Below are 20,330 nucleotides of genomic sequence, written 5' to 3'. Positions count from 1 at the left end.
TTATTCTCCACTATTAAATCGCTCAAATAAGCTGTAAAATAAGATACATTGCCCTAAAAATCTCTAGCCAATAAATAGATTATCGGTGTTCCAAGCCACTCGCCGCCGTTTAGCCTTATGGTACACTGTTGTCACTGCCATACTACTGCTTTTTCTCGCTACGGGAATGTATTTTTATGTGCGGCATACCCTAGTGGATCGCATTGATGATACCCTTAAACACATCATTGAGGTGGTAAATCGTTCCCTCGTGATCGAATCGATTCCCCCGAACCAAGGACGTTATCGCGTCGATCCCCTCGCAAGTTTTCCCAGTCAGGGTAAATCCGTGGAGGACGATCATATAGATTTGGAATGGTTCGATCCCCAAGGTAATCTAGTTTGGTCAACTCTGCCCGAATCCTTAGATATTCCCCTCCATCCCCACCGTCAGGGGGAAACTATTCGCTTATCCGATGATCGTCTGCTGCGACAAATAACCGAAAGGGTGGAAATCGATCATTATGTTTTGGGATATCTGCGGGTAAGTCATCCTTGGTTTGAGGTGACAAAACCAATTAGACAGCTATTATTGGATTTAATCGTCGGAATTTGCCTGATGATTGCCAGTGTCGCCGGGATTGGTTGGTTTTTGTCCGGTTTAGCCATTCAACCGGTAAAAGAGTCCTATCAGAGTTTAAAACAATTTACCGCCGATGCTTCCCATGAATTACGCAATCCGATCGCCACTATCCAAACTAACGTGCAAATGGCGATCGCTTATCCCCAAACTGGCGATCAACGCTTGCGGGTGATCGAGCGTTTAACGGAAAGATTGGGCAATTTAGTCAATGATCTGCTTTTTTTAGCCCGTTCTGATAGTGGCATCGTCCAACCGATCGAGCAAGCTGTACCTTTGGATGCTTTATTGATGGAAGTGGTGGAAGAACAGCGTTTAATCGCCGATAAGCAGGGAATTTGCCTCTCTTTGTCGATTGTGGAACCGGACCAAGAGGATTTTTCCTACAGCGATGAAATGTTTACTATGGAGGGAGATTGGGATCAATTGGCCCGTTTATTCACAAATTTAATTTCTAATGCCCTAAAACACGCTTTTTTGCCCGAATCTGAGCCTAAAAATGTGGCAGTGGAATTGGAGAAAAGTAAACGCGATCGACAATCGGTGTTACTGGTGCGCGTCAAAGATAACGGAATCGGGATTCCCGAGGCTGCTTTGTCCCATATTTTCAATCGCTTTTATCGTCTCGATCCCGCACGGCAAAATTCCGCCACTTCCGGGGGAACAGGATTAGGATTAGCGATCGCTTTAGCGATTACCCTCAGTCATCATGGACAAATTAGCGTCGAAAGTCAGATCGATCGAGGAACAATTTTCACCGTCACCCTACCGAAAAGCCATCAACGGGAGAAAAAAACCGAGAAGTCAGAAGCTTAACACCTCTGACTTTTTTTATACCCCCAAGGGAATTCGAATCCCTGTCGCCTCCGTGAAAGGGAGGTGTCCTAGGCCACTAGACGATGGGGGCTTGGATTTCAGACCTTTTTAAATATAACAATAATCTTTCCTAGAGTCAAGGGTTTTAGCAAAAAATTTTTTTATCCCGCCCTTGCACAATAGGATAGTCTAAATGAAGATGTTATCGCCCAAAATCCATGGCTGCCGATCCCTATAAAAGCCGACTGTTCAACCTGATCAACCGTCGCTTGATCCGTCTGAAAGATAACCTCGGCCGCGTTTCCCGTCGCGGTCAAAGTGCGATCGCTATTGCCCTGCAAATAGCCCTCTATCCCGTCTATTTACTGATACAATCCCTGCGGATGACGGCTAATCAATTGGGGAACAGTCTCCAGAAACAATTATCACCCCCCGGCAAGGATGGGACGGATGCGATCGCGGAATTTCTCCAGAGCTTATCCGACCAAGAAACGCCATTTATTGGCATAGCAGCCGATCTAGAGGATCAAGCTTTAGTTTTCGTCACTAACGATCACCAGACTGTTAAAATCACCGATAATCAAACCCAAAGACAAATAGAAAAACAAATTAGGACGGCACTGGCTAACTACGCCCTCGAAAAACGGAAAATTAAGCGATTAAATCGTCAATATCCGCCTTTATTACCAAATTTTACCGATAAAAATCCTGTCTTGCCTCCGATCCGTTGGTTTTGGAACCTACTACGCTGGGAACAACAGGGAAAAATAGCGATCGCGATAAATCTCTTCCAAGAATCCCATCTCGTCAAAACCCCGACACCACCCTCCTTACCACTGCCTAATTTAAATTCCCAAGCGATTTTACAGGTTATTGACGAAAAATTAGCAATTTTCGAGGCTAAATTTCTCGCTATCTCCCCCGCAATCCCCAGCAGTGTTAGCCACACCTCTAACCTACCTTCCGATCTCGTTAACCAGTCCCCGAATCTGGAGAAAAATTCCTCCTATCTCTGGCGACTTTATTGGTTAATTTATGCGGCGATCGAGCATTTCTGGGCAAAAGAGAAGAATAATTTAGAATATAGTGCTGATTCCCCCGCTTTATCGGCAAAATATCCCCTAAGTCTTCCTAATTCTCTGCTGATCACCTTCAAGCAACGTCTCCAGGATTGGCTAGAAAAACAAACCCAAGCGGATCCCTTCACGATCGGCAAACTCATCCAAGCGGCGATCGATCACTTCTTTGCCTCTCGCCAATCCCTGACATTTTCCGCCGTCAGCGAGCAACCTTGGCTAGAATCCGCCGATATATTGGCTATTTCTCCCCAAGACTCCGAAAAACCCCGCCTTAATCCCGCTTATCCCCTTCCCCAGTCCCCAGTCACCACAGCCGAGCCTAATATCACAAAAAAAGCTTTTAGTCAAGAAAAACAAAATAAATCTTTACAAAAAATCCCCCCGGCCGCCGCTGAAATTACTGCCAGAGAATCTCCCCCCGCCACCCAATTAGATCCCCGCTATGCTAAGGAGATAATTCAACCAATTAACGAGGAATGGTTAGAAACCGAATCAACCCCCGTCGGCTACGTTAAACACCCCTTAGAACGGATTTTAGAGGGATTAGATGCGATCATTTTATGGGTAGAGGAATTGGTTATTAAAATTTGGCGTTGGTTGCGGTATGATCGACGCATTTCTAAATTACTCAAACGCAAACGCTAAATCGATCGAGCGATTTTGGGTATAGTTGATCGGGTAGTCTTTCTGTTGTGAGAAACTTGAGACTATCTTTAGGGACTTATACCAATTTTCTAAACTAGCGGCAGAGATGGCTAGTTAAAAAAGGCACTCAACTGACCGATATTATCGTATGGGAATGCACCACCGTTTTATTGCTTTTGATAGTCCCTTCGATTAGTCCCAAACCCTATCAAACACCGAAACCAACTTTAAAGTAACCAGAAAACTAGGCTTAGGAAAACAATAATTAAGGGTGATGCTAAATCCGGTTATTTAAAGAATTATTTATTGCTTCTATTGCCTATTGCCTGTCCTGATATGTAGCCTATACTCAATGGATTTAGTACCAGTTATCTTAAGGGTGAGTTAGGAAGTCTCTGGTTTTAGGGAACGGGAAACATGAGCCAGTCGTCTAGAGACGATAGGAAATTAGGTTACACTTCATCTGTAGAAGAAACGCTGTAACCTAATTCCGATGATGGCTGTACTTTCTGACCTATTTTCGGTTCTGTGCCTGCCAACAATCTTTTAATATTACCCTGATGACGAACAATCACATAGATTCCCCCCATCAAACTAAATAAAATATAGGGGAGAGGTTGACCCAAAACAATCATTAAAATATTGACCACCAGCGCCCCAATAATCGAACCTAAAGAAACAATCCGGAAAAGTGCCAGAATAACTAAAAAACTCGCCAAAGTTCCGCAAGCCACTAGGGGATTCATCACTAATAAAACCCCTAAACTGGTGGCGACGGATTTACCACCACTAAAATTCAAGAAAATCGATTTACTATGACCGATGATTGCCCCCAATGCTGCCCCGATAATTAACCAGTAATACCAACTTTCTGGGAGAAGATTGACATCAATAAAATATAGTCCTCGTGCCAGGGCTACCGCCGCCATTCCTTTTAACATATCAATTAATAACACCGTCGCCCCGGCAGTTTTTCCCAGAGTTCTCAACACATTGGTGGCCCCGGTGGAACCGGAACCATAGTCACGAATATCGATACCTTTGCTGTATTTACCGATTAAATAACCCGTGGGAATTGAACCGAGCAGATAGGATAAAAGTAAGATAGTAACACTGATAAGAATCGGAATAAGCATAAATTAAACCCAATTTTTAGCAAGAGCGAGCGCCGTCATCAGTGTATCAGCCCGAAGACAAAAAACACTCACAGGGAACCATAGACGGGAATTGCCGCCCCGCGCAAGTCTTTCGCCCCTTCCCCCGCTAGAAAACAGATCACCTCGGCTAGAGATTGGGGACTTACCCAGTCCTTGGCCTTTGCCTCTCCCATCGCTTCCCGGTTGCTCGGAGTATCGATAACACTTGGTAAAACCACGTTAGCGGTAATATTAGTCTGTTTGGTTTCTTCTGCGATCGCTTGGGTTAAAGCCACTACCGCCGCTTTCGAGGCACAATAGGCGGCCAAATTTGCCCCCGGTTGTACGGCACCACGAGAACCGATAGTGACGATACGACGATAATTATGAAGTTTCATCGAGCGTAAACAGTGTTTACACAGTAAAAAAGTGCTATGGAGGTTTAAATCAAACATTTTTAGCCAATCTTCATAGCTAAACTCCTCCGTCGCCCCCATGGTAAAACCCCCGACTAGATGAATTAAAACATCGACCCGACCGAGATCATCAATTAATCTAGCCACGGCAGTTTCTTGGGTTAAATCCACCCTGACAAAGCGAATACGCTCAAATTCCGCCGCACTCAGCCGAGATTTCAGACGACCTACCTCCCTTTCCTCCCGATAGGTCATGGTTAGATGACCGCCATGGTGTAAAACCGCCGGAGTGACTCCTAAACCCAGTCCCCCCGTACCGCCGGTCAGCAATACCCGTTTATCTTTCATATTGATGGATAGATAGTCGATCGCTCCAATTATAGATGATTTAACCCGGTAATTGGGCAATATTACTGCCTTTCTCGCCGGTCTAGGATTCCTTCATCGCTTGTTTTTTCTCCGCCTTCAGGTCGCGACTGCTGGCGGCGGCAATTTCCGCATCCATCAGGGTGCGTCCGGTGGCCGCTAGATAGACATCATCGAGACTAGGACGGGATTGGGCCATGCTAAACACGGGTAATCCCGATTCGGCTAGGGTTTGTTCAATTTTGCTTAAAGGATTGCTATTGGCCGTGACGATGAGATTCAGGGAGTTACCCTGGGCGGTATTAACGATTACTTCTTCGACAAAAGGCAGACGGGATAATAATTCTTTCGCTTGGAAAGCTTCTTCCTCTGGGGAAAATTCTCGCACTTTCAGGGTAATGCGATCGCCACCCAGTTGCTCCTTCAGTTGTGAGGGGGTACCGCGAGCGATGACGATACCATTGTCGATAATTGCCAAGTTATCGGCCAAGGCGTCAATTTCTTCGAGATAATGGCTGGTAATTAATACACTGGTTCCGGCCGCCCGCAATTGTCGCAGAAAATCCCAGACAATCAAACGACTTTCGATATCGAGTCCCACAGTCGGTTCATCCAGCACCAAAACCTCCGGCTGATGCAGTAATCCCGCCGCTAAATCCAGCCGTTTTTTGATGCCGCCGGAATAGGTCCCCGTTTTTTTGTCCGCGTATTCCTCTAATCCTAAAAGATTTATTAATTCTTTAATTCGATCTCTTGACTTTTGAGCGGGAATGTGATAGAGAGCCGCTTGTAGTTGCAACAGTTCCCGGCCGGTGAGCATTTTATCGAGGGCGACTTCTTGGGCAACGTAACCCAGGCGTTTACGGGCGGATTTGGGGTTATTCAGGGCATCGACACCCCCCACCTCGATTTTGCCGCCATCGGGTTTAGCAAGGGTACAAAGACAGCGAATCGTGGTGGTTTTCCCCGCACCATTGGGACCGAGTAAACCGAAGATTTCTGCCGCTGCCACGGTAAAGGAGATATCTTTAACCGCTGCTGTCTGACCGTAGGATTTTTTTAAGTTTTCGATCGCCACCGCAAGGGTCATAAGCTGATTTTCGCCCACTTGAGCGAGACAATTTTTTTGTTAACTTTCTCGGTCTATTTTAACCCAGATTCCCCACTGCAAAACCTAACACAGCCTTGTTGATCTTTTCCGATCAAGATAAACTTTGACGGGATTTGGCCTCATTCCCAGAGAACCTGCTGCTGTTCCACCGTTGCCTGTTGGCCCGGGCAACTTATTCCGACAGCATTGTTCACGTTAACTTAAATTAACTTTTTTGGCAAAAGTGAATCGGAACAAGGGTTTTTCGCTAAATTGATAATGATTATCATTCTAATTAATAAGAGAAATCATGGTTCTACAGGTCTCTAGGGTAGGATTAGTTTGTGATGCGAATAAAATCCGCAAAAAAAGCCCTACATCTCCATTTATCGCCGTTAGCTTCATTTTATCGCTTTCTTTCGCCCTGGTAACTGTGGCTAAGGCTGAAGAGCCTGCCATTGGTCAGAGTTTGCCCGAATTTTATATCGGGGTGGATAATCAAATCACCTTAACTCGGGGCATCTATGAGGGATTAGCCAATCCTAACTATAACCGGTTAACTCTTCTGGTTGCTCACCGAGAGGGAACCCCTCATTTTCACGGTATCGGCACTTACAGTTATTCCGGACCGTCTAGTAATCCAGTAGTTAATCCTACTAACAGCAATAATCGCATTCCTGAGACTTCTACAGGATTGCCTCCTCTCTCCTTAATTGCGGGAAAAGGAATTTTTCAGAATAGTTTTGTTAGTGCTGCCACTGGGGAGGAATATAGCAATCTACTGATGCAATCAGTGGCAACTATTAATAATTCCTCTGACTTGGGAGAACAAGCTCTTTTTAACAGTTCTGGGGGACGGTGGAATCGGTCTTTAGGTAATGCCAACCTATCCTTACAACTGTTAGAGATTAGTGATGGATTAACAGTAGCTAACTCTTTAGGACAGACAATTTTAGCTAATGCTGGCGATATCTATGCGATCGGTACTGGTGATAACTTCTCCTTTTTACCGAAGTTTCTTGCCTCTCGACCTGGAAAATATTCAGCCAGTTTTAAGCTGGTAGATCTTAGCTTTTCTTGGGGAGAGTCAGGAATTTTCAACCTAGATTTTCAAACAGTTCCCGAACCATCAACTCTGATCGCCTTAATACTGTTCGGGTCAATTGTATTAACTCGATCGAGGAGTAAAAACTAAAACCAATCGGTTTTGGAGAGAGCAAAATTATCCCCAAAACCGCTCCAGATCGACATCGGCTTTGTTGAAATGGAAAACAGGAATTATTCCCTAAAAAACTAGCAACTTTTTTGACTATAATAACGACAAGATTATCAGTATAGTTTTAAACTATCCTAGGATAAGCCCTATCTCGATCGCAGTATATATTTATGAGATTTAGTGAAATTGCCCAAAAATTAAGCCCTTTAGTCTCTGCTCACAGTTTAACTGCCTATCCCGACAGAAATCCCCAAATTAAAGCCATAACTCCCATCGAAACCGCCCTAGTCGATACGATTAGCTATATCGAAGGGGGAAAATTTGCTGCCTTTGTCGCCAAAACTGAGGCTACTGCCCTAATTCTGCCCCTGGATGCCAATTTACAACAACAGGCCGACGAACGCGGCATCCCTTGGTTAGCTAGTGCCAATCCCCGACTTTTATTCGCCCACGCCATCAAATTATTCTATCAACCCTTTCAGCCCCAACCCTACATTCACGCCACCGCCGTGGTGCATCCATCGGCTAAAATCGGCCATAAAGTTGCCATCGGGGCCCATGCTGTGGTAGAAGCGAATGTCATCCTCGGTGATGGGGTGTGCATTCATCCTAACGCCGTTGTTTACCCTGGGGTACATATTGGCGATCGCACAACTCTCCACGCTAACTGTACCATTCACGAACGGGTACAAATCGGCAATGATTGCGTTATCCACAGTGGCGCTGTTATTGGTGCGGAGGGCTTCGGTTTTGTGCCGGTTCCCGAAGGCTGGTTTAAGATGGAACAATCGGGTATCGTGGTCTTAGAAGATGGCGTAGAAATTGGCTGTAATAGCGCCGTGGATCGTCCGGCAGTGGGAGAAACCCGCATCGGTAGCCAGACTAAGATCGATAATCTCGTCCATATTGCCCATAATTGCCAAATTGGCCAAGCTTGCGCCCTAGCAGGACAGGTGGGCATGGCAGGAGGCGTAAAATTGGGCAATCGGGTTATTTTAGCAGGACAGGTGGGCATTGCCAATCAAGCAGCGATCGGGGACGGTGCGATCGCAACCGCTCAGGCTGGCATTCACAACGATATCGGTGCAGGAGAAGTGGTTTCTGGCTCTCCTGCTATGCCTCATAAACTATTCCTCAAGGTAGCAGCCGCTTACAAGCGTTTACCCGAAATCTATCAAGCAGTTAAGCAATTGAAAAAATAGCCCTATTCAGGAGACAGGAAACAGGAGACAGGAGACAGGAGATTATTTCTATTTATTCTTCCGACACCCCACACCCTCTTTCAAGTCAGTAGGATTATTGATTAGGGATTTTTCGATAATGGGTACAACTTGCAGGCGTAACCCAAGTGCTTGCAAAACCTTAAGAACTGTAGCAAACTCACCGATTACCCCGATTCGACAAAGATTTATAGAGACTCTCCCGTCCCAAACCCGTCTCACGAGCAATATGAGTCATCCCTTGAGAACGAGCAATATCGCCTAATGCTGCCACTACTAAGCTAGGATCGCCATCTTCGAGGGCAGCTTCCAGATAAGCAGCGATATCTTCTTTTGTTTTCAAATGATCTGCTGCATCCCAAGTATAAGTCTGAATTGTAGCCATAGAGAACCTCCTATAAGTATTGGGCTAAATCTAATGCTGTTTTGATGTCCCGTTCAAAATCAATCGAATCTAAATTTTAGCCGGCGCTTAAAAGAGGGTGGCTTTCATGCTCCCGTGTTACTATCGGTAATTAGTAATCGGCCAACATAGTGGTGTGAGCTTGTTTACTTCTTATCGTTTACTGTTTACTTTCGAGATACTCATGTTGCTCTTGCGTTATGGTATTACCGTGAGTGCGGTGCTTGGGTTGATTTTCTTGGCTGAATCCTCGGTTAAGGCACAAACTCAGTCCGCTGCCGATTTATTGAAGAAACCCCGACCTACTGCCAATCCAGTGTCTCAATTACCTGGTCCCTCGGCGGCACCAGCAACCACGGAAGCGGATCCCAAAGCCCCTAATTATCTTAATCCTAGTGGCAATCCCCTGATTTTTCCCACCAAACCGGATGAGGTGAATATTAGGGTAGTACAACCGATCACCTTAAATCAAGCGATCGAATTAGCTTTAAAAAATAATCAGACCTTACAGACATCGCGGATTAATTTGGAAATCGCTCGCGCCCAATTAAAGGAACAACAGGCGGCCTTATTACCCACGGCCCAAGCGGAAACCAGTCTCACTCAAGATCAATCGGCAGTTGCCCAAAGACAGAATGAGTTGGCTCGTCAACAGGGCATCCCAGCCACTACACCCGAAGATAGTACCAACTTTCAGGGTAGTGTTCGCATCGTCTATGGGGTTTATACAGGGGGTGAACGGACAGCCCAGATCAAAAGGGCTGAAAAAGTCATCCGGCAACAGGAATTAGAGGTGGAACGAGTCTCGGAACAAACTCGTTTTGATGCCACCGATGCCTATTATGAATTACAGAGGGGTGATGCCCAAGTTGCGATCGCCCAAGCTGCGATCGAAGATGCTAGTCAAAGTTTACGCGATGCTCAATTATTGGAGCAAGCGGGACTAGGAACCCGATTTGCTGTCCTACAGGCGGAAGTTGACCTCGCTAACGCTAACCAAGACTTAACCCGGGCGATTTCTACCCAACGCATCGCTAGACGACGACTGGCACAGATATTGAGTGTCGGTCAGCAGATCGAGTTAACCGCTGCCGATGAGATTCGCGAGGCGGGAACTTGGGGCTTAAGTCTTAATGATAGTATCGTTTTGGCCTATAAAAATCGCGCGGAATTAGAACAACAACTCTTACAGAGGGAAATTAGCGCAGAAGACCGCTCGATCGCTATTTCGGCGGTGATTCCCCAAGTGGACCTTCTGGGCGAGTATAATGTCCTTAACGATCTCAGTGATGAAGCTGGTTTTGGCGATGGTTTTAGCGTCGGTGGCCGGATTCGTTGGACTTTCTTTGATGGTGGTCGTGCTTTTGCTCGCGCTCGTCAAGCGGAAAGAAATATCGATCGCGCCGATACGGAATTTTCCCTCCGTCGCAATGAAATCCGCCTTCAGGTGGAGGAATCCTACTATAGTTTGATTTCTAACCAAGAAAACATCAAAACTTCGCAAAAAAGCATTGAATCCGCCACCGAAAGTCTGCGATTAGCCCGTTTACGCTTTCAGGCGGGTGTGGGAACCCAAACGGACGTTATCAACTCCCAACGGGATTTAACCGATGCCAGAAGTCGTTATCTGCAGGCGATCGTTGATTACAATAAATCCTTGAATAGTCTCCAGCGATCGATTAGTAATTTACCGGACAATCGTTTGTTTGAAGTGCGTTAATTGTACGATCTATCGAGGTGTGGTGTGGGGAGAGATGGCCAAATCTCCCCTATTTTAACGCGTTTCAATAGATTTCTGGGTTAGGCGATCGTTCCCGTCAGGGGGGAACTAGGACTAGCAGATGACTTAATCGGCATTCTTCCCGCTAAATAGGCTAAACGTCCCGCTTTTGCCGCCATTGCCATGGCTTGGGCCATCATAGCTGGATTGGCCGCCATAGCGATCGCACTGTTAATTAATAAAGCATCGGCCCCCATTTCCATGGCCCGGGCTGCTTCTGAGGGTGTACCGATCCCGGCATCGACCACCACGGGAATTTGGGACGATTCGATGATAATCGCGATATTTGCCTCATTTTTCAGCCCCTGTCCCGACCCAATCGGCGATCCTAGGGGCATAACCGTGGCGCAGCCGGCTTCCTCTAAACGTTTGGCCAAGAGAGGATCGGCGTTAATATAGGGCAGTACGGCAAAACCTTCTTTAACTAATTGTTCGGCCGCTTGCAAAGTTCCGATCGGATCGGGTAATAAATATTTAGGATCGGGAATAACTTCGAGTTTAATAAAGTTATTGTCTTCCTGTCCCAATAATTTGGCCATTTCTCGCCCTAAACGGGCCACCCGAATCGCTTCTTCGGCCGTTTGACAACCGGCAGTGTTGGGTAACATCCAAATTTTAGACCAATCGATCGCCTCTGCTAATCCCTCATGACCGGGTGCGTTCGTTTGTACTCGTCTAACGGCAACGGTGACGATCTGACATTCACTGGCACTAATACTTTCCTGCATAGTTGTCAGATTGGCATATTTGCCAGTCCCAGTCATCAAGCGGGAGTGAAAGGTTTTCCCAGCAATAATGAGGCGATCATTTTGGGGCGATAAAAGCGCTTGGGGTTTATTCTCAATAATAGTTAAGGACATAGGTGGAATAGTAACGGGTGATGGTTGATTAAAGCGATCGCATCTAAAATGGGTCAAAATGGGATTAACTTTGTCATTAATCACCAGGTCAGCGATTAAGGAAGCAGTGACAGGAGCTAGTAAAATGCCATTGCGATAGTGACCGGTGGCTAAAATCAGGTTATCACAGCTACTGCGGCCTAAAATGGGTAATTCATCCGCTGTACCCGGACGGAATCCCCACCACATCTCCTCGATTTCCCAGTCAGCTAAAGGGGGATAGAGACGGGTGGCGCGTGCAAAAAGGGTTTGTAGTCCTTGGGGTGTATTACCCGTTTGCCAGGCGACTTTTTCGGAAGTGGCCCCGATAATTAAACGACCATTGCGACGGGGAACTAGATAGGTTTGCGGACCGAATAAAACCCTAGCTAAGGTCTGGTTAGGGGGCATTTTTACTGCGGCCATTTGACCTTTGACGGGATGGATAGGGAGGGGTAAAAGTTGACTCGTCCAGGATCCCGCCGCTAAAATGTAAATTTTTGCTTCTAATTCCCCAATTGAGGTATAAATACTCTTGACTTTTCCCTGCTTTTGCTGTAACGCGTGGACTTCTATGCCTTGGCGAATTTCTACCCCTAAATTTTCGGCCGCTTGTTGCAGGGCAGTCACTAGCTGCCGGTTATCCACTTGTCCATCGTCGGGATACCACCAACCACCGATCACATCTTTACCTAATCCGGGTTGGTAGAGGTGAACTGCATTGCTGTCTAACCAAATTTTATTAACTTCCTCGGTAGTAACGGGCTGCTCTAGCTCGTAAATGGGAGCAAGAATACCACAGGGATAGTAACCGCTGTTTATCCCCGTTAAATCCTCGATTTTGCGGCTCCACTCTGGATATAGCCATCGTGATCGCAGACAAAGATCGAGAAACGGGCCCGGGGGAATGCCTTCTGCATGGGGGGCCAACATTCCCGCAGCCGCACGACTAGCGGCCTGAGCTATATCTCGAACTAGGAGGGTAACTTTTGCCCCGCGCAATTGCAAATCGACGGCGATCGCTAATCCGATGATACCACCGCCCACGATCAAAATTTCGCTAGTTGAGTTCTTGACCCTCCCATGGCTAAAAGCGAGGGATTCTTGGTTCAACGACATGGCTTAAAAATCTAAAGGAAATGTAACCTTGATCCTAACTCGCAATTAGTCAGCCGAGAGGAGGGAGAAGTGGGGCTACTGGCATAATTTAAGCTTAAGATAATTTGTAGTCGATCTTTTCTAAGCTTCCCTTTTTCTTTAGAGCATTATGACTTCCCCTGCTGTCGATCGAGTTTATCAAGGTCAATTCGGAGAGTTTACGATTACGGATAGTGATCGCCTAGGGGTGCGTCTCTACCGTCTGGGTTTAAATTTAGCGGCTTTTAGTTTCGCTGTCGCTACAATTATAGTTCTCACCCGACCGCAATTACTGCCCCTGACTAACCTTTTATACATGGGTTTTTGTCTGGGGTTAGGCATCAGTTTATTGACTATCCATATATATTTAATTCCCCTCCATCGTCTCCTGCAATTTTTTTGGCTAATCGGGGCGATTACTTCCCTAATTTTCAGCCTCTATTCTCACCTTTCTCCCCTAGAATTTGTCTATAACCATCCGGTGAGTTTATTCGGTGTCGGCTTTATTTTTGCTAGTCTCACGGGGATTTATTTCAAAGAAGCTTTTTGTTTTAATCGTCTAGAAACCAAGTTTTTAACCCCTCTAGTTCCCACTCTTTTACTCGGTCATCTTTTGGGGATATTGCCCTTAAATTGGGAAAAGGGGCTATTAATTCTCTGGGCGACTTTATTCGTTATCTTTGCTCTGAGAAAATTAAGCCAACCTCTCCCCAACGATATCGGTGATAAATCGGTCTTTGAACATCTTAATCACTGATAAACTCTCCAGAGATTAAAATCTATTCTAAGATATAGTCTTGCGGGCAAGTGAGTGGAACGAACCACTCCAGACACAAAGGACACAAAGATCGATCACTACTATATAAGTTAAACTGATCGGGTTTCAGCTTTTTGTTCTTTGTCTCTTTCTGGTTTATTCTTGGTCAGTAATCAGTAAACAGTAATCAGTGAAAAGATAGTAAGAAACTTATATTTAATACTGTCACTTAAAACTCAAATCTGATAACTGATAACTGATAACTGATAACTGTTACCTATCTGGGGGCCTCGATGGTAGCCGGATTAGTAGTATTGGCAGTCTTGCTAGTGAACATTTGTATCAGGCTAAAACCGACAAAAGCGAGTAAAGCTATGCCACCAATAGCAGTAACAATTTTACCCACGAGATTTTCTGTGCGGGGTTGTTCGGGGGCATCCTCGTTGGGATCCTCCGAATGGGCAAAACGATTGTAGAGGAAATCGAGGGCTTCATTGCGAAGTTCGTAGTAACGGGGATCCTCAGTAATTTGGGAACGAACCCGGGGACGAGCAAAAGGCATCTTTAACACCTCCCCGATTTTAGCGCTTGGGCCGTTGGTCATCATCACCAAGCGATCGCACAAGAACAAAGCCTCATCAATATCGTGGGTAATCATCAACACGGTTAACTGGTGTTCTTGCCAGATTTTCAGCAATTCTTCCTGTAATTCTTCTTTAGTAATCGCATCTAGGGCTCCAAAAGGTTCATCGAGGATGAGGACTTGGGGACGAATGGCCAGGGCGCGGGCGATCGCAACCCGTTGTTTCATGCCTCCCGATAATTGGGGGGGTTTTTTCTGGGCTGCTTCTGTCAATCCCACTAAGGATAGATTTTCTTCCACGATTCTCACCTTCTCAGCGTGAGATTTTTGGGGATAAACCGAACTAACCCCGATATAAACGTTCTCAAAGGCAGTTTTCCAGGGCAAAAGCGAATAATTTTGGAATACCATCATCCGGTCCGGTCCTGGTTCCTTAACCTCTTTATCCTGTAGCAGCACTTGCCCACGACTAGGAGAAGAAAACCCCGCCACCATATTCAAAAGAGTCGATTTACCGCAGCCGGAGTGACCGATAATGCAGACAAATTCCCCCTCATTGACTTGCAGCTCCACACCGTCTAAAACGGTGTAAACCCCTTCGGGAGAGGGGTATTCTTTGGCAACATTACTAACTAATAAAAAAGGCTGGGTGGTGGTGCTGGAATTCACGGTCTTATCGGTAAAAGTTTGCATATTCGTCCTAGATTTATTTTAAGGTGGGCAAAGCCCACCACAACCATTAATTAGCGACGGGATCATCGAGGAGAACTTCTGAGACGCGATAATCGCGACGGATCGAAAAACGTTCCAGATAGCCGATCGGATCGTCAGGATTGAAAATAAGACGATCAAAGAGGGCAAAACTGTGGCGATCGGGTTCCAAATCGGGAAGGCCCAGGGACCGGCAAGCTTCACCAAACAGATCGGGACGACGGACGCGTTCAATCACTTCCACCCAGTTGCGGGGGAACGGTGCGTAACCCCAACGAGCAAGCTGAGTTAGGGTCCATAGGGCCTCACTGCGGCCTGGACAGTTAGCTTGATCGACGTAAAACTGATTAAATCGGAATAGGGGTTCGGGGGCAGTTCCTAAACCGCGATCGTAACCATCGAGGAAACCGGGGCGGATAATTGCCCTATCCACACCCACATACTGGGGCTGACTGAGAATATTAACGATATGTTCTCGATTACGCTGATCATCGCAGTATTCACAGGCTTTAATTAAAGCTTTCACCATGGCGATATGGGTTTCGGGATGTTTCGCTGCCCAAGTTTCCTTGACTCCGAGGACTTTTTCCTGGTGTCCGGGCCAAATATCGAGATCGGTGGCGATAACGTAGCCTAATTTTTCGTGAACGGCGTAGGAGTTCCAGGGTTCCCCCACACAATAACCGTCGATCTTACCCGCTTTTAGTAGGGAAACCATTTGAGGCGGCGGAATTACGGCTAAATTGACATCACTATCGGGATCGATGCCGCCACTAGCTAACCAGTAGCGTAACAGTAGATTGTGCATGGAAGCGGGGTGAACCATGCCGAAAGTGGCGATTTTATCGGGACTTTGCTGGAGGGCCTCCTTTAAGTCCTCGAGTTTTTCTACCCCCAATTCCCTGTATTTATTGCTGAGGGTGATGGCGTTACCGTTGCGACTGAGTACCAAAGCACTAATCACGGGGACAGAGGGCTTATTTCCAGCCCCAATGGTCATGCTCAGGGGCATTCCCGCCACCATCTGGGCCGCATCGAGACGACCGGTGGCCACTCCTTGGGCGAGTGCTTTCCAGTTGGGTTCCCGTTGCAGGACAACATCCTCTAATCCTTCCTCGGCGAAGAAACCTTTCTCTTTGGCGATAATAATCGGAGCGCAATCGGTGAGGGGGATAAAACCGATGGTGGGATTGGTTTTCAATCTGGTAGCTTGGCCGATCACTGTTACTGGTTCGGTGGGTTGGCCGACTTTCTTCGATCGCTTCTGTTGGTTGAGGAAATAAACGATCTCGTTACGGAGGGAGTAGTAACTGGGATGGTTAACTACTTCCAAACGATGCCGGGGCCGGGGAATGGGAACATCGAGAATCTGACCGATATGGGCCTCTGGACCGGTGGTTAACATCACCACTCGATCGGATAGTAATAGGGCTTCATCCACATCGTGCGTGACCATGATACAGGTAACGTGGCTTTCCTCGACGATTTCCATCAAACGTTCCTGTAAATTGCCTCTGGTTAACGCATCCAGCGCCCCAAAGGGTTCATCAAGTAGCAGGACTTTTGGCCGTAGGGCTAAAGCGCGGGCGATCGCTACCCGTTGTTTCATGCCTCCCGATAATTCTCCCGGTCGTTTGTTGGCGGCATGGCGCAGGTGTACCATATCGATACTATGTTCGATGACACTTTTGCGTTCAGCAGCCGGTAGATGACGCAGCACGCGGTTAACTCCTAGGGCGATATTTTCCCGGACGGTTAACCAGGGCAGCAGAGAATAATTCTGGAAGACTACCATGCGATCGGGACCGGGACCTTTAATTTCTTTTCCCTCTAAAATCACCCCTCCCACCGTCGGGCGATCGAGTCCAGCGACCATATTTAAGAGGGTGGATTTCCCGCAACCGGAGTGACCGATTAAAGAGATAAATTCCCCTTGAGTAACGCTGAGATCGATATTTTTTAGGGCGATATATTGACGGCCATCGGGGAGAGGGAAAACCTTATCAATGTGATCGACTTCAATAAATGCAGACATTTTCAGTTATCAGTTATCGGTTATCAGTTATCAGTTATCAGTTATCAGTTATCAGATGTGAGTTTTTAGTTTACTGTTTACTTAAAAAGCTCCCCACACCCTGCCCCCACCCAAAAATTTTTCAGCAAACCCTATTTATTTTCTTCGGGTACAACTAATTTAGCGATGTAGGCCATGAGGCGATCGAGTAGGAAACCAACAATACCCACATAAATCAGGGCGAGGATAATTTCACTGATCATGGAACTATTCCAAGCATCCCAGATAAAAAAGCCAATTCCCACGCCACCGATCAGCATTTCTGCCGCTACAATCGCCAACCAAGATAAACCGATACCGATTCTTAATCCCGTGAAAACGTAGGGAACGGTGGCGGGAAAAAGAATATTGAAAAAATATTCAACTTTGGATAATTTCAACACTCTAGAGACGTTTTTATAGTCTTGGGGAACCTGCTGTACTCCCACGGCTGTGTTAATAATAATTGGCCAAATTGCTGTAATAAAAATTACAAATATGGCACTAGGTTCGTTATTACGAAAAGCCGCTAGGGAGATGGGTAGCCAAGCTAGGGGGGGAACGGTACGCAGGATTTGAAAAATCGGATCGATCGCATCATAAACTAGGGCGCTGCTACCGATTAAAATACCCGCAGCGATGCCAACAATAGCGGCAAGGGTAAAACCGACGGCCACCCGTTGTAAACTGGCGAAAATTTGCCAGAATAACCCCACATCCGTGCCACCATTATTGAAAAAGGGATTAATAATTAATTCCCAGGTATCGCTAACCACTTTAGTGGGACTAGGGAGGGGAGCATCGGGACTAAAACAGAGTATTTGCCAGATGAGAAGGAAAATTAATAAAGCAATCGCCGAAGTTGCTAGTTTGGGTAATTTTTTTTTGAGGTCTTTTACCCATTTCGGACCTTGAGAACGACGAGAAATAGAAACAGCCATAATCAGTTATCAGTGGTTCAGTTATCAGTTATCAGTGGTTCAGTTATCAGTGATCAGCATCAGTGATCAGTTATCAGTTATTAATTACCAGTTATCAGCAAATCATCTTTAACTGTTGACTGATTACCGATCACTGAACCACTGATTTAAACCTTTTTAATCTTGAGAGATTTCAGGTAAGCGGTGGGATTTTCGGGGTCAAAAGTAACACCATCAAAGAAAGTTTCCACACCGCGAGAGGTAGAGGTGGGAATTTGATCAGCCGGAACATTGAGGGCTGTGGCGGCTTCTCTCCAGATATCTTCCCGGTTAACCTTATCAACTAAAGCTTTGATGTCCGTATCGGCGGGAATATAGCCCCAACGGATGTCTTCAGTCACAAACCAAGTATCATGACTCTTGTAGGGATAGGAAGCGTTATCAGCCCAGAATTTCATGGCTACGGGGCTATTTTCGATTTTGCGACCATCACCGAAATCGATATTACCCTGCATTCTGCCCAAGATATCGGCGGGGTCAATTTTCAGCCATTCCCGTCCTGAAATAATCTCGCACATTTCCTTAACATTAGCGGGATCGTTGCACCATTGCTGCGCTTCTAGAACAGCCATAGTTAAAGCTTTTGCCGCTTTGGGATTTTTATCCACCCAATCGGCGCGTAAAGCGAAGGCTTTTTCGGGGTGATCCTTCCACAGTTCCCCAGTAATCAGGGCCGAATAACCGAGTTTTTTGTTAACTAATTGGGCGTTCCAAGGTTCCCCCACACAGAAAGCTTGCATAGTGCCGACTTTCATGTTAGCCACCATTTGTGGTGGAGGAACAACAATTAGGGATAGATCTTTATTCGGATCGATGCCGCCGGCGGCTAACCAATAGCGCATCCAGAGATCGTGAGTACCACCGGGGAAAGTTACGGCGGCTTTAACTTCTTTGCCCGCAGATTTAGCTTTAGCGAAGGATTCTTTCAGTACACCGCTATCGAGGGCAACTTTTAGATCCATGTATTCATTAGAAATGGAAATCGCTTGACCGTTGGTATTCAAACGCGCCAGAATATACATTGGTACGGGCTGTTTGGTGATTTTGCCCAAGGTCATTAGGTAGGGTATGGGGCTGAGGATGTGGGACCCGTCGATACCGTTACCCGCCGAACCGAGTTCGAGGTTATCGCGGGTTGCAGCCCAAGAAGCTTGTTTCATCACTTGCACATCGGGCATCCCGTGTTTAGCGAATAAACCTTTTTCCTTGGCGATAATCAAGGGGGCAGCGTCGGTGAGGGCAATAAAACCTAGTTTAGCGGTGGTGACTTCGGGAGTTTCTCCACTGGCAACGGGGGAAGCTGCAGGACTGCCGGCCGGGGAGGGACTGGTCGCGGTATTATTGGGAGTGGCGCAACCGTGGAGAATTGCTGTTCCTACGGCAGTTGCCCCGGCAGTGAAGATAAATCTACGTCTAGAAAGTTTACTCATGGACTAAAAAATCGTGATTAGAAACTAAACAAAGGTGATGAAACGGTGAAAAATTCTCATTATTTCCCCTAACTGACTGCGGTGATAACCGAGAAAATTTCTTGAAAGTAACTGTTGATTCAGTAAGGAGGCTTTGACTATTTTTATCTCTCGATCGCTTTTGCTTCTCCATCTGGGGAGATTTAGCAGTAGTTTTTGTCTAAGAGATTTTTTCTAGAAGCATAACAGTTTTGAGGAGTCGATAGATAGATAGGGGCGGTTTTTGGTCATCTGGGCTAGAAAGATCAGTTTATTTCAGGGTTATTACCGAAGCAATTAACTTAAATTTACAGTCTTCAACAGGAAAATTCGTATAGATTGTTACAAAATATTGCCAGTCATGTAATAAAAGCATAAAAATTTGTCTGAAACGCATGGTAGGGCGATGGGGATTTTTAGCCATCTTGACTCAGTTATCGGATTTGAGTTTGCAGTTCAATGATTACTGGTTGGGTGTATCTCACATTTGTGAATCTCTCCCAGTTATGGTGAGCAGCAGAAGTTATTAAAAGAGGGTGAAGGCAATTCGCCCCTACAATAATATTATTGCGCCAATGGTAGGGGCCAATCGTGGTCAGTGAGTTTATCGAACTGCGTGCGCCCAAAATGTAATAAGCTGCCCGCGTATTTAAATTGCTTGTTGAGATGAGGCACTCTTGCACTCTGGCAACAGTAAAGGGATTGAGGGAGATTCGGCTAATCTAAGAATAAGCGGTTTAAATACGTCTTAGCTGATTGAATTTTGGCAGCATCAAACAGAGGTAACTTAAATGTCCGAAAAACAAGAACGACGGGTTCAGAAAAACGACGGCTATCAAGCTAAAATTGATAAACCCCCTGGTAAACCGCCCACGGGTGGTTCTAATGTTAAACCGCCACCAAATCAGTACAAGGAGAAAAAATAAAATCTTGGGGGGCTATTCCCCCTTTTACCTGTTCCCTGTTCTAACTGATAACTGATAACTGCTCACTGATA

At 46.1% G+C, this 20,330-nt stretch carries 16 protein-coding genes and 1 tRNA gene; 7 read left to right on the top strand and 10 right to left on the bottom strand.

Annotation, left to right across the window (positions count from 1 at the left end; all coding sequences use genetic code 11):
* Positions 1-85: 85 nt before the first annotated feature.
* The gene (locus ACQY1X_RS04275) at positions 86-1,435 is read left to right on the top strand and encodes a sensor histidine kinase (RefSeq protein WP_430014051.1); all 1,350 of its coding nucleotides are present in this window, start codon (positions 86-88) and stop codon (positions 1,433-1,435) included.
* Positions 1,436-1,453: 18 nt separating this feature from the next.
* On the opposite strand, the gene ACQY1X_RS04270 is transcribed toward ACQY1X_RS04275, so the two are convergent.
* Positions 1,454-1,526 (bottom strand) — tRNA-Glu (locus ACQY1X_RS04270).
* A gap of 127 nt (positions 1,527-1,653) precedes the next feature.
* Between ACQY1X_RS04270 and ACQY1X_RS04265 the strand changes: the two genes are divergently transcribed.
* Positions 1,654-3,159, top strand: a complete 1,506-nt coding sequence (locus ACQY1X_RS04265) for a hypothetical protein (protein ID WP_430015429.1) — start codon at positions 1,654-1,656, stop codon at positions 3,157-3,159.
* 452 nt (positions 3,160-3,611) lie between these two features.
* On the opposite strand, the gene plsY is transcribed toward ACQY1X_RS04265, so the two are convergent.
* The 3 genes from plsY to ACQY1X_RS04250 all read right to left on the bottom strand — a co-directional run bounded on the left by plsY (position 3,612) and on the right by ACQY1X_RS04250 (position 6,167).
* Positions 3,612-4,295, bottom strand: a complete 684-nt coding sequence (gene plsY, locus ACQY1X_RS04260; protein ID WP_002736324.1) for a glycerol-3-phosphate 1-O-acyltransferase PlsY — start codon at positions 4,293-4,295, stop codon at positions 3,612-3,614.
* A gap of 68 nt (positions 4,296-4,363) precedes the next feature.
* Entirely contained in the window at positions 4,364-5,059 is a 696-nt protein-coding gene (fabG, locus tag ACQY1X_RS04255; RefSeq protein WP_430015428.1) for a 3-oxoacyl-ACP reductase FabG, read from the bottom strand.
* Positions 5,060-5,141: 82 nt separating this feature from the next.
* Positions 5,142-6,167 carry an ABC transporter ATP-binding protein gene (locus ACQY1X_RS04250; RefSeq protein ID WP_272104228.1) on the bottom strand — a complete coding sequence of 342 codons (1,026 nt, stop codon included), beginning with the start codon at positions 6,165-6,167 and terminating at the stop codon, positions 5,142-5,144.
* 310 nt (positions 6,168-6,477) lie between these two features.
* On the opposite strand from ACQY1X_RS04250, the gene ACQY1X_RS04245 reads away from it, so the two are divergent.
* Both ACQY1X_RS04245 and lpxD read left to right on the top strand, forming a co-directional pair.
* Positions 6,478-7,362, top strand: coding sequence for an all3515 family Zur-repressed PEP-CTERM protein (locus ACQY1X_RS04245; protein WP_287232655.1), 885 nt, complete (start codon positions 6,478-6,480; stop codon positions 7,360-7,362).
* A gap of 191 nt (positions 7,363-7,553) precedes the next feature.
* On the top strand, positions 7,554-8,585 hold the full coding sequence (lpxD, locus tag ACQY1X_RS04240; RefSeq protein ID WP_430014049.1) for a UDP-3-O-(3-hydroxymyristoyl)glucosamine N-acyltransferase: 1,032 nt from the start codon (positions 7,554-7,556) through the stop codon (positions 8,583-8,585).
* Between the two features lie 178 nt (positions 8,586-8,763).
* On the opposite strand, the gene ACQY1X_RS04235 is transcribed toward lpxD, so the two are convergent.
* On the bottom strand, positions 8,764-8,988 hold the full coding sequence (locus ACQY1X_RS04235; protein WP_430014048.1) for an addiction module antidote protein: 225 nt from the start codon (positions 8,986-8,988) through the stop codon (positions 8,764-8,766).
* 202 nt (positions 8,989-9,190) lie between these two features.
* Between ACQY1X_RS04235 and ACQY1X_RS04230 the strand changes: the two genes are divergently transcribed.
* Positions 9,191-10,726, top strand: a complete 1,536-nt coding sequence (locus ACQY1X_RS04230; protein ID WP_430014047.1) for a TolC family protein — start codon at positions 9,191-9,193, stop codon at positions 10,724-10,726.
* An 80-nt stretch (positions 10,727-10,806) separates the two neighbouring features.
* Here ACQY1X_RS04230 and thiO read toward each other — a convergent pair whose 3' ends face one another.
* Positions 10,807-12,783 (bottom strand): glycine oxidase ThiO, encoded by a 1,977-nt coding sequence (gene thiO, locus ACQY1X_RS04225; protein WP_430015427.1) that lies wholly within the window; start codon positions 12,781-12,783, stop codon positions 10,807-10,809.
* A gap of 148 nt (positions 12,784-12,931) precedes the next feature.
* On the opposite strand from thiO, the gene ACQY1X_RS04220 reads away from it, so the two are divergent.
* A complete protein-coding gene (locus tag ACQY1X_RS04220) occupies positions 12,932-13,558 on the top strand; it encodes a DUF2301 domain-containing membrane protein (protein ID WP_004159461.1) in 627 nt (208 codons plus the stop codon).
* Positions 13,559-13,835: 277 nt separating this feature from the next.
* Here the strand turns inward: ACQY1X_RS04220 and ACQY1X_RS04215 are convergent, their stop codons facing one another.
* From ACQY1X_RS04215 to ACQY1X_RS04200, 4 genes are all read right to left on the bottom strand, one after another.
* Positions 13,836-14,834: an ABC transporter ATP-binding protein gene (locus ACQY1X_RS04215; RefSeq protein WP_430014045.1), complete on the bottom strand. Its 999-nt coding sequence runs from the start codon at positions 14,832-14,834 to the stop codon at positions 13,836-13,838.
* A 46-nt stretch (positions 14,835-14,880) separates the two neighbouring features.
* Positions 14,881-16,887, bottom strand: coding sequence for a nitrate ABC transporter ATP-binding protein (locus ACQY1X_RS04210; protein WP_430015426.1), 2,007 nt, complete (start codon positions 16,885-16,887; stop codon positions 14,881-14,883).
* Between the two features lie 131 nt (positions 16,888-17,018).
* Positions 17,019-17,846 (bottom strand): nitrate ABC transporter permease, encoded by an 828-nt coding sequence (gene ntrB, locus ACQY1X_RS04205; RefSeq protein ID WP_194017859.1) that lies wholly within the window; start codon positions 17,844-17,846, stop codon positions 17,019-17,021.
* A gap of 146 nt (positions 17,847-17,992) precedes the next feature.
* Positions 17,993-19,315, bottom strand: a complete 1,323-nt coding sequence (locus ACQY1X_RS04200; RefSeq protein WP_430015425.1) for a CmpA/NrtA family ABC transporter substrate-binding protein — start codon at positions 19,313-19,315, stop codon at positions 17,993-17,995.
* An 809-nt stretch (positions 19,316-20,124) separates the two neighbouring features.
* Here ACQY1X_RS04200 and ACQY1X_RS04195 point away from each other — a divergent pair.
* The gene (locus ACQY1X_RS04195; RefSeq protein WP_016514848.1) at positions 20,125-20,259 is read left to right on the top strand and encodes a hypothetical protein; all 135 of its coding nucleotides are present in this window, start codon (positions 20,125-20,127) and stop codon (positions 20,257-20,259) included.
* The last annotated feature ends 71 nt before the right edge of the window (positions 20,260-20,330 follow it).

Source organism: Microcystis protocystis FBCC-A270 (assembly GCF_050500235.1).
Taxonomy (GTDB): domain Bacteria; phylum Cyanobacteriota; class Cyanobacteriia; order Cyanobacteriales; family Microcystaceae; genus Microcystis; species Microcystis ichthyoblabe_A.
The sequence above is the reverse complement of the archived record's forward strand: the minus strand, read 5'-3'. Positions and strand labels throughout refer to the sequence as shown.

Bases quoted from the DNA above. Each gene is read 5' to 3' on its own strand.
- ACQY1X_RS04265 (WP_430015429.1), top strand. From the start codon at position 1,654: ATGGCTGCCGATCCCTATAAAAGCCGACTGTTCAACCTGATCAACCGT.
- plsY (WP_002736324.1), bottom strand. From the start codon at position 4,295: ATGCTTATTCCGATTCTTATCAGTGTTACTATCTTACTTTTATCCTAT.
- fabG (WP_430015428.1), bottom strand. From the start codon at position 5,059: ATGAAAGATAAACGGGTATTGCTGACCGGCGGTACGGGGGGACTGGGT.
- ACQY1X_RS04250 (WP_272104228.1), bottom strand. From the start codon at position 6,167: ATGACCCTTGCGGTGGCGATCGAAAACTTAAAAAAATCCTACGGTCAG.
- ACQY1X_RS04245 (WP_287232655.1), top strand. From the start codon at position 6,478: ATGGTTCTACAGGTCTCTAGGGTAGGATTAGTTTGTGATGCGAATAAA.
- lpxD (WP_430014049.1), top strand. From the start codon at position 7,554: ATGAGATTTAGTGAAATTGCCCAAAAATTAAGCCCTTTAGTCTCTGCT.
- ACQY1X_RS04235 (WP_430014048.1), bottom strand. From the start codon at position 8,988: ATGGCTACAATTCAGACTTATACTTGGGATGCAGCAGATCATTTGAAA.
- ACQY1X_RS04230 (WP_430014047.1), top strand. From the start codon at position 9,191: ATGTTGCTCTTGCGTTATGGTATTACCGTGAGTGCGGTGCTTGGGTTG.
- thiO (WP_430015427.1), bottom strand. From the start codon at position 12,783: ATGTCGTTGAACCAAGAATCCCTCGCTTTTAGCCATGGGAGGGTCAAG.
- ACQY1X_RS04220 (WP_004159461.1), top strand. From the start codon at position 12,932: ATGACTTCCCCTGCTGTCGATCGAGTTTATCAAGGTCAATTCGGAGAG.
- ACQY1X_RS04215 (WP_430014045.1), bottom strand. From the start codon at position 14,834: ATGCAAACTTTTACCGATAAGACCGTGAATTCCAGCACCACCACCCAG.
- ACQY1X_RS04210 (WP_430015426.1), bottom strand. From the start codon at position 16,887: ATGTCTGCATTTATTGAAGTCGATCACATTGATAAGGTTTTCCCTCTC.
- ntrB (WP_194017859.1), bottom strand. From the start codon at position 17,846: ATGGCTGTTTCTATTTCTCGTCGTTCTCAAGGTCCGAAATGGGTAAAA.
- ACQY1X_RS04200 (WP_430015425.1), bottom strand. From the start codon at position 19,315: ATGAGTAAACTTTCTAGACGTAGATTTATCTTCACTGCCGGGGCAACT.
- ACQY1X_RS04195 (WP_016514848.1), top strand. From the start codon at position 20,125: ATGTCCGAAAAACAAGAACGACGGGTTCAGAAAAACGACGGCTATCAA.